The sequence below is a fragment of the Sorangium sp. So ce131 genome (assembly GCF_051519095.1).
Classification (GTDB): domain Bacteria; phylum Myxococcota_A; class Polyangia; order Polyangiales; family Polyangiaceae; genus Sorangium.
On sequence record NZ_CP150455.1, the window covers coordinates 11,176,536 to 11,193,327 of the forward strand.

A 16,792-nucleotide genomic window follows, 5' to 3' on the forward strand; every position below is an offset into this window, starting at 1 on the left:
CGCGCCGGCGCCGCTCCCTGGCTCGCATGCCCGGTGTACGCCGTGCGCGCGTCTCTGCGCCTGGGTCAGAGCGGCCGCTTGAAGCACACGGCGTCGATCTTCACGCCGAGCTCGCTCCGCAGGAACTGCACCGGCTCCCAGCCCTCCTGCCCGAACCGCTTGAGGACGGGGTTCCAGCCGGTCGCCGTGGTCACCTCGCTGAGCTGGTTGTCGCTGACGCGCGCCGTCTCGGAGTCCACGCACCGCACCTCCCACCGGGGCGGATCGGTCCCCGCGTGCACCGGCGGCACGAGGAAGCGCGGCGCGACGTACGACGCGGAGCACCCGAAGAGAAACGCGAGGGCGATGGCTGTTCCGGAGCTGAGCTTCGGCATGGGGGCGATTCCTTTCCTGCGGAGTCGACTCGCGAAAGGCGTATCGGCGCTGCGTGCGTCACGTCAACTGGTAACGGCGCGCGCCGCGCGCTCTGGACGCGTCGAGCCGCCTCGTCATCTCCGCCGCGCGCCGCGCGCGCTGGCGTCCATAGGTCATGGTTGTACGGCAACCTGAGACCGGAGGGCCGGTCCCCCGGAAACGTGAGGGCCGGCCCCCTTGAACCGTGAAGGCCGGTCCCCCTGAACCGTGAGGGCCGGCCCCCTTGAACCGTGAAGGCCTGTCCCCCTGAACCGTGAGGGCCAGGTCCCCCTGAACCGTAAGGGCCCCGGTCCCCCCTCACCGTTTGCGGGCGAGGGCTTCGCGGTCCTTCACGATGAGCCGCCGCCCCGCCGCGTCGAGCACCCCTTCCTTCCGGAGCGCGCCGAGCGTCAGCGTCACCGTCTCCCGGGTCGACCCGATCACCTGCGCGATCTCCGCGTGGGTGATCGGCGCCGAGATCAGCACCCCGCGCGGCGTCGGCACGCCCCACCTGTCCGCCGCGTGCAGCAGGAACTCGGCCAGCCTCCCGCCCACGTTCCTGAAGAGCATCGACTCGATCCGGTCCTCGGTCTCCCGCTGCCGCGCGACCAGCAGCGCGAACACCGCGCCCCCGAGCGCCGGGTGCTGGGCGCAGAGCTCGCGGAGCACGGCGACCGGCAGCCGGATCACCTCGGCCTCGTCCATCGCGACCGCGCGCTCCGTCCGCAGCTCCACGCCGCCGAGGCACGACTCGCCGAGCACGTCGCCCGTACCCCGGTAGCTGAGCGGAAACGCGACCCCCTGCTCGTTCACGCGCTCGACGCGCGCCCGCCCCCGCCCGATCACGACGAGCGTCTCCGCCGGGGCGCCCTGCTCGAAGATCGCCGCGTCGGGCTCCACCAGATCGAGCGCGGCGGCGTCCACGAGCGCGTCCCGCACCGGACGATCCGCCTGGGCGAAGAGGGAGGAGAGCCTGAGCGCGCGCATCACACGCGCCTTCACAGGATCAGACGGCTGGCGCCCGGCGTCCGGCGCGTGTCGGGATTCCAGGTCGCTCACGGGGAGAGCAGAAGAGTAATCCATCTTTCGTACGATGGCACACTTCACGCGCTGGCGCAGAGCGCCGCCGGGCGCCGAGCAGCGCGCCGGCGGCTGGGCGGCCTCTCGGAGTCCGGCCTGCTCGGGCGGCAGGTCGACGTGCCGGACATCGCGGGAGGTGGACGGGGCGTCGGAGGCGAGCTGCGAGCCGTGCGCGGACGTGAGCACCCTGGCGCCCCGGCAGGTTGCTCTCTGCCGGAACCCCTCGCCGGCGCCCCGGCGCGGAGCTAGCGCGTCTTCTCTGGCACCTCGGGGAGGGTGGCGCTCCCCTGCGCCGAGGCCGTCGGTCCGATAGCGGCGGCGCCAACGTTGGAACGATGGATGTCCGTCCTGTAGATGTCGCCCGTCGTGACCTGGACGTTGAGCTGATGGGCCTGCTCGCGCAGGCCGGTCGCGTCGACCTCGGTCAGCTCCAGAAACCCCTCCTGGCCAGACAGCCCGAAGATGCGATCGCGGATCTCCCGAAGCTCCCTCAGCGAGCGAAGGATCTCGCGAGCAGCGTCGTCGGCCGTCTTTTCCGTCTCGCTCCGCGCCAGGGAGCGACCGAAGAGCCCCGCGTCGGAGAGCGCGGCGAGCCGCTCAGCCATCGTGGACGTGCAGCTCTGGATGAGCTGGATGATTCGCCCCTCGCGCTCTTCAAGCAGCCAGAAGAGCTCGTGCCATCGAGCGTCGCCGCGCGAGCAGCGCAGGAGCAACGCCACGTCGCGCTCGAACTGCTCGCGAAGGTGGCGCAAGCGGCTGCAGATCTCCTCGGCCTTGGAGTACTCGCTTCGAGCTAGAACAAGGTCGAGCTCGCGGCGCAGCCGGTCGATTTGTTCGCTGTCGCCGGGCTTGACGTGCTTGACTTCGAGCGCGAGGCCGCAGACATCCTGGAGGGCCTGCTCGACGACGTGCGCGACGCGAGCCACGAAGCGGAGGACGCGACGCACGTCCTGTGCGTTGAGCTGTGCGTCAGCGGCCGCGGCTGCGACGACCGCGCCCAGCTCCGTGGCGACCTGGTGAAGTGCGTTGGAGATCATGGCGCCTAGCCCCCGATGAGCTTCTTGGTGACCTCGATCATGACCGGATTGCTGGCGATCGCTCCGACCACCTCCAGCGTCTTCGGGAGGAGCTGGGGCTTCATCCCCTTCGCTGCCTGCTCGGCCCAGACTTCGTCGAGCGTCTCCTTCATCTTTGCCTGCACGTCAGCGAGGCTCTTCTGCTCGACCTGGATGTCCCGCGCGAGCCGCAGGAACTGGTTCAGCGCCTCGAACATGCGCGTATCGAGCGCATCGAGCGCGTCTTGATCGCGCACGAGGGCGCCCTGGGCTTCAGCGACGGCCTTGCGATGCTGCTCCTGGGTGGGGGGCGCGGCGGCGGCGACGCTGCCGGTGGCCACGGCCCCGGCTCCGATGGCCGCGGCGCCGACGTTCGAGTGGGAGATGTTCGTCGTGTACTTGTCGCCCATTTGGGTCTCCGCGTAGTTGTTGATGACGACGCCCTGTCCATGAGCCGGAGGAGCGGGTGGCAGCGCCAGCAGAGAGTCGAGGAAAGAGAGGAGCTTCGCCTTCGCTTCGGCCGCCCTCGCACGATTCACGAGCTCATCCGTGGCGGCGGCTTGGGCGAAGTTGTTCCCGCGTGAGGTTTGGATCCGAGGGCCGACCACGAACGCGGGGCGCTTCGTCAGCTCGTCGAAGCGTTCGACATGCCGGTGGAGCACGTGGACCAGGAACGGGCGCACCGCCTCACGCCATTCCTCGACGGCCGTCCACCTGTAAGGATCGAGGCCCGCCAGGCGCTCCCGGTGACGGCTGAGCGCATCGCGCGTGGCGTTATCCATGGCGGGCCGCAGCGTAGATCGCACCGCGCTGGCCGTCACCACGACGCGAAGCCGCACCCGTGCGGGAGGAGGGGAGGCGCAGCGTGGCCGGCGGCCGGCCAACCCCGGTCGCCCCGGCCCGACCTCGGTCGCTGCGCGGAGAGATCGGGGATGGACGGATCGTCAGCGACCGCCGCGGCCGAGCAGCACCACGATGTCTCGGTCGAGCGCGCTGTCGGCGGCGCGGGCGAACTGTTGAAAGCGCGGGTACACGTCGGGCTGCACCCGGCCCGCCGGCAGATCCAGGAAGCGATCCAGGATCAGCGCGTCCCCCTCGACGCGGTCGTTCACCCGCACCGAGCGCCCCTCGTCCTCGGCCGTGACCGGGGCGAGCTTCGTGGCCACGCGCGCGCCCGGGGGCAGCTTCACGCGGAGGTGCACCTCCGAGCGGGTCGCGATCTGCTCGGAGATGTAGAGCGGCGTCTCGCGGGCGGGCAGGCTGGCGAGGGTGCGCATCCGCACCCCGAAGGGCGGCGAGAGGACGAGCTCCTGGCCCTGCGCGCGGGCGAAGCTCGCGACCGAGATCTTCATCTTCAAGGTGAGCGGCCGGTCGATCTCGGTCAGCTCCTGCACCTGGATCTCCTGGAGGCGCGCGCCCGGCAGCATCTGCGGCAGGAGCCGGGACTCGATCGCGTCCTTGAGCTGCGCGTCCGGGAGCGACTCCAGGGCGGTGCGCAGCGCGATCGCGAGCTTGCCCTCGTAGCGCTGCTCGATCGCCAGCGAGGCCGCGCCGCTCTCCGACACCTCGGCGACGCCCTCGGTCACCACGCCGTCGTGCGCGCCGGACGACGGCGTCACCTCGCGCGGCGCCCCGGGCCGCAGCACGACGGCCGGCTGCCCGCGGAGGGAGCTCGGCAGGTAGCCGTACGGCGCGAACTTGTCGTGGACGAACATCCACCGGACGCCGCCCGCGCCGGGCCTCTCGCCGGTGTCGAGGCGCACCGCGAGCGCGTTGAACGTCTCGGCCTCGCTCATCGGCCCGCGCGGCGGCGCCGTGAGCCGGTCGCTCACGACGCCGTGGCCCGCGTCGATCCCGAGCAGGCGGCACAGGTACAGGAACGCCTCGGTCCGGTTGCCGCTCTTGCCCATGACGACCCGGCGTCCGTCGTTCTCGCGCCCCGCCTCGACGTTCGCGAGCACCCAGCGGTAGATGCGCCGCGCCTGCTCGTCCTTCGACGGCGCCGCCCCCCCGCCCTCGCCTGCCGCCGGCTGCCCGCCGCGCGCGCCCGCCGCGGCGCTCGCAGCGCCCGCGGTGCCCGCCGCCCCCTTGCCGCCGCCCGGGGCCGCCCCGGCGGCGTCCGGCGTGAGCGCGATCTTCCGCGCGATGCGCACGAGGCGCGGATCGCGCGGCGTCTCGTCGGCGGCCGCGTCGATCATGCGCGCGATCGTGCTCTCCAGGCGGATGCCCCAGCCGATGCGCACGTTCGGGAGGAACTCCGACATCGGCGCGCTCGCCGGCTCCTCGGGCAGCGCCGGGCTCTTGTCGACGCGGTAGCGGCGGGTGACGATCGCGCCCGATGTCGTGATCTCGGGCGCGGGCACCGGCCCGGAGGTCTCCACGTCGAGCGGCCGGCTCCTCGGCGAGATGACGATGAACTCGCTCCGCCAGTAGGGGACCTTCTCCTCGCGGAAGAACCAGCGCGGCCCCTGGAACGTGAGGCCGCCCTGGCCGTCGCCGCGCAGCACGAGCAGGTTCTCCACCTCGATGTAGTCGCCCACCTCGAGGTGCGGCATCGTCACGGTCGGCTTGTCCTCGATGAACTCCGGCTCGTGGATCGACCCGTCCCGCTTGACGGTGCGCAGCTTGAGCACGAGCCCCTCGGGCACCTGCTGCTCGGCGTGCTCCTGGATCGCCTCGCGCGACTGGATCCGGATGATCTCGTGCTGGAGCATGCGCGCCGAGCCGTCCTCGTGGACCCACATGGCCGCGTAATCGAGCACGCGCGCCGCGGTGCCCGGCATCACCTCGCCCGAGGCCTCGTGCTCGGCGATCACCTTCTTCGAGTCCTGCCGGTAGGGGCTGAGCTCGGTCGTGCCGTCGAGCAGCTCGATCGCGTCGCGCAGGGCCGAGGTGTCGGCGCCGGTGCGGATCGCCTCGATGAGCGCCTTCTGGAGCGCGTCGCGCTCGCCCCGGGCGAAGCGCGCGTCCGCGAGCGCGAGCCGCGCGTCGGCGTCGTCGGGCGCCTTCGCCAGGGCGCGCTCGAGCTGCTCGAGCGACTCGGCGCGCTTGCCCGCGCGCGTCAGGAGGTCGGCGATGCGCAGCGCGATGTCCTTGCGGTCCCTGCGGGCGGATCCCAGCCGCCTGAGCTCCTTGATCGCCGCCGCGTAGTCGCGCCGGTCGATCGCGCGCTCCAGCTCGATCTCCGCGTCGGGGTCGAGCTCCCGGATGTGGGCCGCGAGCTTGTCGGCCTCCGCGACGCGCCCGTCGGCGTCGAGGATGCGGAGGAGCGCGCCGAGCACCTCGAGGTCGTCCGGGAAGCGCGCGGCGGCCTCCTTCACGGCGCGCACGTGCTCCACCCGCCAGCCGAGCCGCGAGTACATGACCGCGAGCGTCCGCAGGACGTCGGGCACCTCCCGGAACCGGTCGGCCAGGGCTTCGACCGTGCGGGTGACCTCCGGCAGCCCGACCTTGTCGGCCTCCTCGAGCGCGAGCCAGAAGCGGGGGTACCAGAGGTCCGGATCCTTCGCCGCGGCGCGCGCGCGCACGTCCTTCACGAGGTCGCGCCCGTCGGACGCCGGGAAGATCGGGTCCTTCTCGAGGAAGACCGCCTGCATGGCGAGCGCCGGGCCGGTGGCGCGCGCCGGATCGGCCACGAGCGGCTCGATCAGCACCGCGCTCACGTCGTCCTGGCCCTCGATGTGCGCGATGTAGGCGGCGAGGTAGCGGGCGATCGGGTCGTTCACGTCGCGCTCGCCGCGCGGCGCGCCGCGCAGGCCGAGGGCGCGCGCGACCTTCGGGGCGGGCTGCGGCGGCACGCCGAGCGCGGCGAGGAACGGCTCGATCGGGTTGGGGTCCGGGAGGACCTCGGGGGGGAGCAGCGAGTACGGCGGCGTCGGATCGGCGGAGGTGGTCACGCCGAGCGGCGTGCCGTCCGGCGCGAGCAGGCGCATCGAGGTCTCGCTGCCGCCGACGCGGGCGAGGAAGCGGTGCCGGCCGGGGCCGAGGCGGAGGCGCGCGCCGAAGCGGGGCCAGATCCCCCACTGCTTCGTGTCGCGCGTGAGCACCTCGACGTCGTCGACGAAGACGGCGAACGCCCCCTGGACGGCGACGAGCACCTCGCGCTCGGCGGGCAGGTCGACGAAGGTCTCGACGTAGAAGACGCCGCCGCGCTCCCCGGGCCGGAGCTCGCCGCCGGGCGCCCCGTCCGGCGCGACCGCGGTGAGCTGGCAGCCGCGGCGCTCGGCGGCGAGCACGCGCGGGGGGTCGGCGCGGCGGGGGTCGCGCGGGAACACGGGCGGCCAGGGGCCGGCGCGCTCCGCCTCGTAGTGGACGCGGTGGTCGCTCTCCGCGAGGTGCCCGAACGGCCCGGCGAAGCGGGCGTTCTCGATGCAGCCGTAGCGGCGCGCGGCCATGTCGATGAGCGGCACGGCCGGCTCGGCGCCGGCGCCCTGCGCGCCGCCGGCGCCCTGCGCGCGGCCACGCGCCGCGGCGGCGGCCGCCTCCTCCGGCAGCCCCTCGATGCTCCACCACTCGACGAGCTCCCCGCGCGCGCGCCAGCCCAGGTTGCCGGGGTGCTCGATCGAGCGCACGACGACCTCGCGGGCCTTCTTCCAGAGCCCTGCGACGCTGGAGCGCAGGTCGAGCAGACGGTTCGCGGCGAACCAGCCGACGAGCGGGGCGTCCGGGTGCGCGCTGCTGCGCGCGGCGGCCAGCGCGTCGAGGTAGGCCATGGCCGCGCGGGGGTTGCGGCCGTGCTCCTCGTCGTCGACCGCGCGTCCGAGCGAGGCGAACAGGGTGCTCTTGGCGTCGAGCCCGTCGAGCCGCTTGCGCGCGGCCTTGACCCCCGCGGGCGTGCCGCCCGGCACGAGGAGCTCCCCGAGCAGCCAGCGTCCGACCACGTCGCCGTCGGTGGAGCGCGCGCCGGCGTCGCGGAGCGAGGCGATCGGATCGGGCTGGCGCGGCGCGGAGATCGCGCCGCACGCGCCGACCGCGAGGGCGAGGGCGGCGGCGCTGGCGAACCGGAGGAGCGCAGGGAGGGGGCGAGGAGCGCGCATCGGCTCGGTCCTTAGCGCGAGCGACCGCGTGCGCACAGGGACACCGAGAGGGACCGTGGACCGGACCCTCCGTCCGGTCCCGGCTGCGGCTCACACGCTGGCTTCGACGGCGCCTGCGACCTGCTGGAGCAGGACCGCCTGCTCGATGACCTCGGGCGGAACGTGCATGTCGTCCTGCGCCGCGACCACGTCCTCGCGCGCCGCGACGGGCTCCTCCGGCGCCGCGCCTGCCTCCGGCGCCGCACCTGCCTCGGGCGCCGCACCTGCCTCGGGCGCTGCGCCTGCCCCCGGCGCCGCGACGGGCTCCTCCGGCGCCGCGCCTGCCTCCGGCGCCGTGCCTGCCTCCGGCGCCGTGCCTGCCTCCGGCGCCGCGCCTGCCTCCGGTGCCGCGCCTGCCTCCGGCGCCGCGCCTGCCTCCGGCGCCGCGGCCGCCCCCGCGCGCTCCGCCGCGCGGCGCAGCGACGCGATCTCCGCCTGCGCGGCGACGAGCGCCTGCTCGAGCTCGTCGTGGAGCGCCGCGGGCGACGCCCCGGTGGCGTCGCGCGCCTCGGCGAGCTCGCGCTCCAGCTGCGCGATCTTCCAGCCTGCGGCGCGCAGGTCGGCCTCGCTCGCGGCGGCGCTCCGCGCCAGCGCGTCGAGCTGCTGCCGCAGCGCCTCCACGGCGTCGCTCGCCCCGCCGGGCCCGAGGAGCGTCCCGCCCGGGCCGCCGCCCGCGCCGGGGCCGCCGCCCGCGGCCGACCCGAAGACGACCCCGAGCTCGTCGACGAGCTCCTTGCCCACGCGCTCGCTCTCGCGCAGCTGCGCCTTGAGCGTCGCGATCACGTGGCCCCGGTCGCGCAGCGCCTCCTCCAGGCTCGCGATCTCGGCGGCCGCCGCCTCGCCGGGGTCGCGCTTCTCGAGCTCCGCGCTCCGCTGCTCGAGGGCGACGAGCTGTTGCTCGAGCTCGACGATCCGCGCCTCGAGCAGCAGCCTGCGCGCGTCGAGCGCGGCGCGCTGCTCCTCCTGCGCGCGGCTGTCCCGCTCCAGCCGGCTCGCGCGGTCGCGCTCGCGCGCGAGCTCCGCGCGCGCCGCCTCGAGCTCCTCCTGCCGCGCGGCCGCCTCGCGCCGGGCGCGCTGCGCCTCCTCCTGCGCGCGCTCGCCCTCCTGGGCGCGCCGCCGCGCGGCGTCCCGCTCCGCCTCGACCTCGGCGATCCGGGCGCGCGCGGCGTCGAGCTCGGCCGTGGCCGCGTCGAGGCGGTCGCGGGCGCCGGCGATCTCCGGCCGGTTGCGGATCATGCCGAGCTCGAGCTCCACCTTGGTCCGCGCCCGCTTCTCGTCGTCGAGCTGCTTCGCGAGCCGGGTCGCGCGGTCGCGCTGGCTGCGGAGCTCCTCCTCCATGTCGCGGATCTGGTGGGTCAGCCGCTCGGCGCGGACGTGGGCGTCGCCCGCCCTGGCCTCGACCTCGCGCAGGCGCGCCCCCTTCGCGTCGAGGTCGGCCTCCACCTCGGCGAGGCGCGCGGCCGTCGCGACGGCGCTCTCGGCGCGCGCCCCCGCGTCCTCGCGGTCGCGCTGGTGCCGGTTGCGCAGCTCGGCGAGCTCGCCGCCGAGCCGCGCCGCGAGGCCCTCGGCCTCGCTCAGCGCCTCGGGCGAGGGGCCGGCGCTCGCGGCCGGGAGGTCGTCGAACGGCAGCTCGATCACGGCGAACGCGTCGAGCCGGGGCAGCCGGTCGCCGGCGACGGCGATGAACCACTCCGGCTCCTCGGAGCCGTCGAGGATCGACGTGTCGACGCTGACCTCGGGCTCCCCCTTCGGCGCGAACTCCGCGACGGTGTACCCGACGAACGGCGCCTGGCCGATCATCCGCACCTGCTTGAACTGGAGCGCCACGAGGTCGTAGAGCGCGTAGTAGCCGGGCGCCTGCCCGCGGCGCGCGCCGGCCCCGAGCAGGCCGCGGGACACGTCGGGGTTCGGCGACGCGATGACGGCCGCGCCGCTCGCGGCGGTGAGGCGGCGGGCGCGGCGGAGGACCTCGGCCGGCTCGCTGAAGATCGAGAGATCGGGGATGATGAGGGTGTCGAAGGCGCCGTCGCGCACGCCGAGGTCGGCGTCGAACACGGCGAAGGTCGGGTGGGCCTGCCGGGTCTGCGCCGATCGCGCGAGCCGCTCGGCGACGCGCGCGGCGTCCGGATCGAAGGCGTGGACGAGGCGGGCACCGCGCTGGAGCAGCCGATCGGCGAGGCCGATCGAGGCGTCGCCCAGGACCGCGACCCGTCGGCCGCGCACGAGCGGCTCGAGGTAGGCGCTCAGCACCAGCGAGGGGTGAAGCGCGGCGGGCGCGGCGGTTCGCAGCGAGCCCGCGGCGGCGGGGGAGGACTCCTTCGTCATAGTTTCGTCCTCTTACGGCGCGGATGGCCAGGAGTCCACAAAGCCACGGCGCCCCCTCGGCCCATTTGCCGCGCCGGGCGGGGCCCCTCGGGGTCATCTCCCCCGCGGCCGGCGCTCCCGGGGGGCCTACCTCTCCCCGCGGCCGGCCTCCCGGGAGCCTCTCTCCCCGCGGCCGACCTCCCCCGGGGCCCCCCCTCGCCGCCGCCCGGGCCCACCTCGCCGCCGCCGCCCGGGCCCACCTCCCCGCCGCCGCCCGGGCCCACCTCGCCGCCGCCCGGACCCACCTCGCCGCCGCCGCCGGGCCCACCTCGTCGCCACTGGTCCTTCGGGCCCCTCGCCGAGCCCAGCCTTTCCGGGTCCACCTCGCCCCTGGAACGCCCCGCGCCTCGCCCGCCCGATGTCGCCCGCACGACAGCCGCGCATCATCCGAGCGCCGACCGCGCGATTTCGCGCCGGCCCGCTGCTACGCTCTCGCATGCGCTACATCCTTCTGCTGGCCGCCATCGCGCCGCTGGCAGGCGCTTACGCGTGCGCCACATCGAACAGCTCGGATGGGCCTCCCCTCGGCGGCGCGTCGAGCGGCCCCGGCCCCGGCAGCGGCACCGGCCCCGGCGGCGGCCCGGGCTCCGGCGGCGGCCCCGGCGTCGAGGCCGGCACCGGCGGCGGCTCGACGGGGTTTCTGGACGACGGCGGGACGGGCGACGGCGCGTTCGATCCGGACTCGGCGTGCGCCGCCGCGCTCGTGGAGGCCAAGACCGAGCAGCTCCCGGTCGACATCGTCTGGATGGTCGACAACTCCCCCAGCATGGAGCCGGCGGTCGCGGAGGTGAAGCAGGGCCTCAACGACTTCGCCGCGCGCATCGCGGACTCGGACCTCGACTACCGCGTCGTCATGCTGTCCTATCGCAGCAAGACGAGCCCGGTGACCGTCGGCGGCGACGATCTGTATCCCGTGTGTATCCCGCCGCCGCTCGCGGGCGACGCCAGCTGCGGCAACGGCGAGCGGTTCTTCCATTCGAGCATCAATATCCGGAGCACCCAGCCGCTCGAGCAGCTCCTCGGCACGCTGGGGCAGACCGCCGGCTACCGCGAGGGCGACGCGCGGGGCGGCGAGCCCTGGCGCGATCGGCTCCGCCCGGAGGCCACGAAGACGATCGTGCTCGTCACCGACGACAACTCCCGCCTGACCGCCGACGAGTTCGAGCGCTACGCCGGCGGGCGGACCCCGGGCAGCTCGAGCACGAGCCTCATGCTCCCGCCGGGCATCCTCGACCCGCACTGGAGCGGCCTCTTCGACGGCTACGTGTTCAGCGCGATCTACGGCTGGGGCCTGGAGAGCGACGCCGAGGCCACCTGCGTCTACTCCGACGGGAGCACGCCGCCGAGCCCCGGCCCGACCTACACCGAGCTCGTCGCGCGCACGAGCGGCGTGCGCGCCCGGGTCTGCGACGGCCACGCCGCGTGGGAGCCGTTCTTCGCGGCGGTCGCGCAGGCGGTCGTCCGGTCGTCCCGGCTCTCCTGCGAGATCGACATCCCCGAGCCGAGCGGCGGCGCGACGCTCGACCCCGACGCGGTCAACGTGAGGATCGCGGACGAAGGCGCCGAAGAGGTCCTGTTCCGGGTGGGCAGCGCCGAGGGCTGCGGCCCGGGCGGCGGCTGGTACTACGATGATCCCGCGCGCCCGGAGCAGGTGGTGCTGTGCCCGGCCTCGTGTGACCGCGCGCAGGCCGTGGTCGGCCCGGGCAAGGCCGGCCGCATCGAGGTGCTCTTCGGCTGCTCCACGATCACCCGGTAGAGGGGGGTCAGCGGATCACGGTCTCGCAGCCGAGCAGGATCTGGAGCTTGGCGGCGGAGGCCTCTCGCGCGGCGTCGCAGGTGGCGCGGCACAGGGTGAGGGAGGACGGGCGGGCGGGGTTGTCGTAGCGCCAGCCTGGACCGTCGCAGTCGGGGTTCTGGGGGAGGATCTGCTCGGGGGCGCCCTCCAGGGCGAAGAGGACGTTGACGTCGGAGAACGAGACCTGTCCGCCGGCCACCTGCGAGGGCACCGCGTAGTCGCAGGGGAGCGCCTGGCCAGTCACCTTCGCGAGCGCTTCCTGGAACTCGACCGCGATGTTGGTCGACCCGACGAGGACCGCGGCGTCGGTGCCGCCCGCGGCCGCGATCTGGTTGGCGATGCGCTGGTCGACGCCGGGGAGCCCGATCACGAAGGTGCGCACCGGAGGGCGGTAGGCCGCGGCGGCCGCGGCGAGCTCGGCGATATCGTCCGGGTCCTCCGGGTTTGCGGCGCCGCATTGCCCCGGAGGTCCTTGCGGCTTGCCGTCGGTGACGAGCAGCACCGCGGAGGCCTCGCCGGGGTTGTTCTCCGCGACCTCGATGCCCTTGAGCAGCGCGCCGCCGAGCGCCGGATAGATGGGCGTGCTCTGCCCGTCCGGCACCTCGGCCTCGAGGGCCTCGACGATCGCGGCCGCGTTGTCCGGCAGCGGGCCGAACGGGACGAGCGGCGCCTTGTAGGCGTCCTCTTCGCAGGCGGGCACGGTGTCCGGTTTTCGCGGGAAGAAGCGCAGCGCCACGCGCACGCCGGCGAACCTCGCGCTGTTCACGAACGCCGTCAGGCCGGCCTTCGCGCTGGTCCACTTGTCCTCGGTCATCGAGGAGGACTTGTCCATCATGATGTAGAGATTGAGCGGGACCGCGATCGCCTCCTCGGTGACGAGCGCGCAGGCGGCGTCCGGGTCGAGAGGCTCCTCGGTGGGCGCGTCGCCGAGCTGTCCACCGTCGAGATCTCCGCCCGGGCCGGTCCCTCCCGGCGGGGGCACGGAGCCGAGCCCCGAGTCCGGAGCGCAGGCGCCGTGGAGCAGCGCGGCGGCGAGCCCGAGCAGGGAGGCGAACGAGAGGTGGCGCAGCGGAGCTAGGTGCATGGGCGTGTCGGCAGCAGGTGAAGGCGGAGACAGACAGAAGACTACCGGAGTCGGCGATGAGCGCGAGCGCGAACTCGCCGTGCGTGAGCTGGCTTGCCAGCGCAGCGCGCCATGGCCGGCGTCGGTCGATGCGGCCTGTACGGTCGCGTGCGCCGCTCCTCGCCGGTGGGGTGTCGCTATTACGGATAGCCCGACAAAGTCTTTCCGCAAAACGCGCGAAGGTGCAGAATTAAGCATGCGCGTGCGATTCTTTCTCGAAGCGGCTTCTCTGCTCGCGTTGCTCTCTGCGCTCGGCTGCGCGGAGAGCAGCCAGATCGACGGCCCGTACGTCCCCCCGGGCTCGGGCACCGGCGGCGGCTCCGGAGCGGGCGGCGCGCCTGCCGCGAGCGGTGCCACCTCGACGTCATCAAGCAGCAGCGCGGCCGCCACGACCGGGGCGGGCGGCGAGGGTGGCGACCCGACGGGCTCAGGCGGAGAGGGCGGCGAGGGCGGCGGCGGTGACGGCGGCAGCGGGGGTGGCGAGGTGATCGATCCCTGCGCGATGGGGTGTATGCCGGGCACACACGACGTGGATGGGAACCCGCTCACGGGCCAGTGCGGCTGTGAGTACGTGTGCACGCCGACCTCTGCGACCGAGGATCCGATCGACGCCGACTTCACGGACTCCAACTGCGATGGCGGCGACGGGCTCGTGGAGCAGTGCGTCTACGTGTCGGCCAGCGAGGGGGATGACACCAACAGCGGGACGCGCACGTCCCCGATGCAGACGATCGAGGCGGCGATCCTGGTGGCGCGCGACAACGCGGTGCCCGCGGTCTGCGTCTCCGGCGAGCCGTACGATGAGGCCGTCACGGTCGTCTCCGGCATCAGCATCTATGGCGGGTTCGATCACCGGAACCCCGATTTCAAGTTCCGGAGATCCCCCGACGTGACCACGACCGTACGCGCGCCGGGCACGGTGTTTCACGCGCCCGCGATCGAGCAGGAGACGCACATCGAGGGCCTCACGATCGAGGCGCTGACGTCGCCGACGCCCGGCGCGAGCACGTATGGAGTGCGGCTCGGCGGCGGGCTCGCGCAGCTCTTCGTGCGGTACAACCAGATCGAGGTGGAGAACGGTCAGGATGGTGCCGACGGTGCGCACGGCGCGGCGCACGCGGCCGGGACGGCGCCGGCGGGGATCGCTGGTGGGGCGGGCTGCAGCGACTGCAGCAGCGTGGGCGCAGGCGGCCCCGCGCCGGTGTGCGACGACCCTGGCGGCAGGGGCGGCAACGGCGGACACAACAACGGCAGCGGCGGGGCGGGCTCGCCGGGGAGCCGCGGAGCGGCCGGAGGCGAGGGCGGCGCCTCGGCGCGCGCCTGTTACGACCGCAGTTCGGCAGGCCGAAACGGCGCGGCCGGCGGGGCTGGGGTGCAGGGGACGCCCGGGACGGGGGGCGCGAGCCTGGGCACCATCGCGTCCGGCGTCTATCAGCCTGCCAACGGTACGAACGGGCAGCCCGGCATCAATGGCGGCGGCGGCGGCGGCGCAGGCGGTGGCGGCGGCGGCTCGTGCCAGTTCGCCGGGTTTTGCACCTGCGATGCAGACGGCGGCGGCGGCGGCGGCAGCGGCGGGTGCGGCGGGCTCGGCGGGCGCGCCGGGCTGGGCGGGCGCGGAGGCGGCGGGAGCTTCGGCATCTTCGCGGCGGCCGGACGGGTGGTCATCTCAGGCAACGTCATCAGGACCGGCGTGGGTGGCCGCGGCGGTCGCGGTGGCAACGGCGGCGCGCACCAGCTCGGGGGCAACGGCGGCACAGGCGGCACGGGGTTCGACGACTCTGGCCAGGGCAGCACCGGGGGTCGAGGCGGCAACGGCGGCGATGGCGGCCCCGCCGGGGGTGGCGGCGGCGGTCCGAGCGCCTGCCTGGCGCGATCCCGAAGCGTGGTGTTCACGTTCTCGCTCGCGGACAACAGCTGCACGACCCTCGCCCCCGGCCTGGGTGGCGCCGGCGGCACGAACCCGAGCGGCGGCGCCGCGGGTGCCGGGCGGGACGGCACGGCCGGACCGAATCTGCAGGTCAACTGACCGGCGGTCTGCCTCGGCGCTGAAGCCGCACATGACTGCTGTAACCCGGCGCCCTCCGGGACGACCATCCAAGCAATGAAATCGAGGCAGATGCTGCGTCTGCCTCCGGCGCCGAAGAAAGATCTCGGACGCGCACTGGATTAACTCGACCCTTCTCGTGAACCTATCTTCCGACCCGTTCGAGGTCGATTTTTGCCACAACCACGCTGCTCTCACCCCCCTCGCCGATTTTCATCCCGCTGCCAAAATCCAGCAATCCATCGTTGAGTCCAACGACCACCAGCTCATTCGTCTCCGGTCCGGCATCCACGCTGATGATCACTTGCAATGCGGCAGGATCGCCGAAACGCCTGCTCCAGAGGTGCTCTCCACGAGCGCTCAGCTTTGCGACTGTCCAGTCTGGGTCTCCCCTCCCACCAAGCATCCCGCCCCCGAAGTCGACGCCACCAGCGACGCTGGCGCCGAGCACGATCTCCCCCGCAGTGTCAAAGGCGACACGGGGCCCAAGGATAACAGCAAGGCTGTCCTCCGGCTCGATCTGGGGCGAATCATCCCCGAATTTCAATGACCACAAGTGACTACCGGCGGAGGAGAGCTTCACGAGCAGGAGATCCGAATCCGGCGTCCCGCTCGTCTGTTGGGCACCGGGAACATTCGGCGTTATGATTCTGATCGCTCCGGCGAGAGCCCCACCCACGAGGACGTCCCCTCGCGCGTCGACGTCGATGTCGCTTATCCAGGCGTCGCCCTCCCCTTGGATGATCGAGGTCCAGTCCCGGTCCCCGGTGGGTACCAGCTTGAGAACGAAGGCGCCGGCGCCCGAGGGGCTCTCGGCGAAGCCTTCACCGAAGCCAAATCGGATGGATCCCGTGAACCGGCCCCCCACGATCATATTGCCGTCGGGATCCGTAGCGACCGCGGTAGCCTCGATGGTCGTCGTCGTCATGGTGTCTTCAGGATTCCCGAGCTGAAGGCTCCACTGCTCGTCGCCTGTCTCGCCGTCCAATCTCACGATGAAGGCGTCCTTCGCCGCGGTTGTCAGGGTCGACGAGCCGAGATTCACCTCGCCTTCGAAGGAGCCGACAAGAACCACGTCGTCGTCGGGGGTAGCCGCCGCGTCGAGGGTGGAGACGCGCCCTGTCCCCGTGAACAGGTCGCGCTGCCAGCGCAGCTCGCCGTCGGGCGAGAACCTGGCCACAAAAGAAGCACGTCCATCGGGGGTCGGCGCCGTGAGGGGTTCTTCGTCGCCGAGATCGATCGAGTTCTGATAGCGCCCCGCCAGCACGATGCTGTCGTCAGGCAGAACTGCAAGGCGGGGCTGGAAGGCGCCGTCCGCATCGCTCACCGAGAGCTGCCGGCTGAAAGCATGGCTGCCGTCGGGCTTCAGCTTGGCGAGAAAGAACGCCATGTGAGAGGAGATCAGCGGGGGTCCGCCAAAATCCACGGTTCCTTGAAAGATTCCCGAGATGAGGATGTTCCCCTTGGAGTCGAGCCGAGCGCTCTCGGCATAAGCGAATTCATGACTCCCGAAGCCCTTCGCCCAGACCGCTCCCGAGCACGACTCCGCATCGCAGTCCTCGAACTCGTCGAGGCCGAGGACCTGGCCACACGAAGCGTTGCCGCAGAGCGCCGCCAATGCGAGCACGTGGACGGCGCGAACGAGGCGAGAATACGGATCACGGCGCATGGCGACGCATGAGGCCCCAGCCGTCCACGTCCGTCAAGGGTGAAGCAAGATACTCAGAGCGCCCGCTCGGTTCATGCCGTCGGACCTCTTCATGCGGCAGCTCGGCGCTACGGCAGACTCACATGGGTAACGCGTTCGTGTGCCCGCGCTGGAGCAATCGCGCTTCTCGCGCGCGCCCCTCCTCCAAAGTCCCG

General features: G+C 73.3%; 10 protein-coding genes. 2 read left to right on the top strand and 8 right to left on the bottom strand.

Annotation, left to right across the window (positions count from 1 at the left end; genetic code table 11):
• Positions 1-65: 65 nt before the first annotated feature.
• From WMF43_RS40500 to WMF43_RS40525, 6 genes are all read right to left on the bottom strand, one after another.
• Positions 66-374 carry a hypothetical protein gene (locus WMF43_RS40500; RefSeq protein ID WP_437673235.1) on the bottom strand — a complete coding sequence of 103 codons (309 nt, stop codon included), beginning with the start codon at positions 372-374 and terminating at the stop codon, positions 66-68.
• A 337-nt stretch (positions 375-711) separates the two neighbouring features.
• Complete coding sequence (locus WMF43_RS40505) at positions 712-1,380, bottom strand: Crp/Fnr family transcriptional regulator (protein ID WP_437673236.1); 669 nt, start codon at positions 1,378-1,380, stop codon at positions 712-714.
• Positions 1,381-1,718: 338 nt separating this feature from the next.
• Positions 1,719-2,510, bottom strand: coding sequence for a hypothetical protein (locus WMF43_RS40510; RefSeq protein ID WP_437673237.1), 792 nt, complete (start codon positions 2,508-2,510; stop codon positions 1,719-1,721).
• Positions 2,511-2,515: 5 nt separating this feature from the next.
• Complete coding sequence (locus tag WMF43_RS40515; RefSeq protein WP_437673238.1) at positions 2,516-3,352, bottom strand: hypothetical protein; 837 nt, start codon at positions 3,350-3,352, stop codon at positions 2,516-2,518.
• Between the two features lie 120 nt (positions 3,353-3,472).
• Positions 3,473-7,564, bottom strand: a complete 4,092-nt coding sequence (locus tag WMF43_RS40520; RefSeq protein ID WP_437673239.1) for a hypothetical protein — start codon at positions 7,562-7,564, stop codon at positions 3,473-3,475.
• A gap of 90 nt (positions 7,565-7,654) precedes the next feature.
• The gene (locus WMF43_RS40525) at positions 7,655-9,928 is read right to left on the bottom strand and encodes a hypothetical protein (protein ID WP_437673240.1); all 2,274 of its coding nucleotides are present in this window, start codon (positions 9,926-9,928) and stop codon (positions 7,655-7,657) included.
• 475 nt (positions 9,929-10,403) lie between these two features.
• On the opposite strand from WMF43_RS40525, the gene WMF43_RS40530 reads away from it, so the two are divergent.
• Positions 10,404-11,723: a hypothetical protein gene (locus WMF43_RS40530; protein WP_437673241.1), complete on the top strand. Its 1,320-nt coding sequence runs from the start codon at positions 10,404-10,406 to the stop codon at positions 11,721-11,723.
• 7 nt (positions 11,724-11,730) lie between these two features.
• On the opposite strand, the gene WMF43_RS40535 is transcribed toward WMF43_RS40530, so the two are convergent.
• The gene (locus WMF43_RS40535) at positions 11,731-12,846 is read right to left on the bottom strand and encodes a vWA domain-containing protein (RefSeq protein ID WP_437673242.1); all 1,116 of its coding nucleotides are present in this window, start codon (positions 12,844-12,846) and stop codon (positions 11,731-11,733) included.
• 235 nt (positions 12,847-13,081) lie between these two features.
• Between WMF43_RS40535 and WMF43_RS40540 the strand changes: the two genes are divergently transcribed.
• Positions 13,082-14,911 carry a PE-PGRS family protein gene (locus WMF43_RS40540; RefSeq protein ID WP_437673243.1) on the top strand — a complete coding sequence of 610 codons (1,830 nt, stop codon included), beginning with the start codon at positions 13,082-13,084 and terminating at the stop codon, positions 14,909-14,911.
• A 163-nt stretch (positions 14,912-15,074) separates the two neighbouring features.
• On the opposite strand, the gene WMF43_RS40545 is transcribed toward WMF43_RS40540, so the two are convergent.
• Positions 15,075-16,598: a hypothetical protein gene (locus WMF43_RS40545; protein ID WP_437673244.1), complete on the bottom strand. Its 1,524-nt coding sequence runs from the start codon at positions 16,596-16,598 to the stop codon at positions 15,075-15,077.
• Positions 16,599-16,792 lie beyond the last annotated feature (194 nt).